1 protein-coding gene is annotated in these 839 nt (G+C 74.5%); it reads right to left on the bottom strand.

All coding sequences use genetic code 11. The features are described from left to right. A partial coding sequence (locus IE249_RS35475) for a beta-ketoacyl reductase (protein ID WP_189711648.1) occupies nt 1-839 on the bottom strand: 839 nt, incomplete at both ends.

Genomic DNA, 839 nt, shown 5'->3' on the forward strand with positions numbered 1-839 from the left:
CAGGCGGCGATGGTCACTTCGGCGCCCAGGGCGGTGAGTTCGTCGCGGAGTTCGCCCGCGCCGGGGGCGTCGGGGCCGCTGCGGCTGGTCAGCAGCAGGTGCAGCGGGGCGGTGCCTCCGGAGTCCGTGCTGCGGGCCAGCCAGCGGGCCACGTGCGCGCCCAGGGCACCCGTGCCACCGGTGACCAGCACGGTCCCCTGCGGCTTCCAGTCCCGGGTTACGGGGGTGCGGTCGAGCGGGGCGCGCAGCAGGCGGCGTACGAACAAACCGGTTGAGCGGAGGGCGAGTTGGTCCTCGCCCGCGTCCGCCGCGGCGAGGGTGGCCGCCAGCCGTGTCAGCGTCCGCCCGTCCGGCTCCGCCGGCAGGTCGACGAGACCGCCCCAGCGCTCGCCCTGCTCCATGGACGCCACTCGGCCCATGCCCCAGACCAGCGCCTGCTCGGGGCTCTCAAGCCGGTCCGCTCCGCCGACCGAGACCGCGCCTCGGGTGGCGCACCACAGCGGTGCCGTCACCTCAGCGTCGCCGAGGGCCTGCACCAGCGCGAGTGAGGTGTGCAACGGCTGCTCGGCGTCCACCGCGAGCAACGACAGCACACCGGCCACACGGCCCCCGGTTTCCGCGACTTCCTCACGGAGCAGGGCAGCCAGGGCCTCACGATCGGCGGGCTTGACGGCGAGTTCCCTCACCTCTGCCCCGCGATCGGTGAGTGCCCGGGCGATGCCGTTCGCCCAGGGCTCCTGACCGTCCGGGGTCGTGAGCAGCAGCCACGTGCCGGTGAGGCGGGTGGTGGCGGAGGCGTTGTCGTCGGGCAGCGGCTTCCAGGTGACGCGGTAACGCCA

This window comes from Streptomyces anandii JCM 4720 (assembly GCF_014650655.1).
In the GTDB taxonomy this organism is placed as follows: Bacteria; Actinomycetota; Actinomycetes; order Streptomycetales; family Streptomycetaceae; genus Streptomyces; species Streptomyces anandii.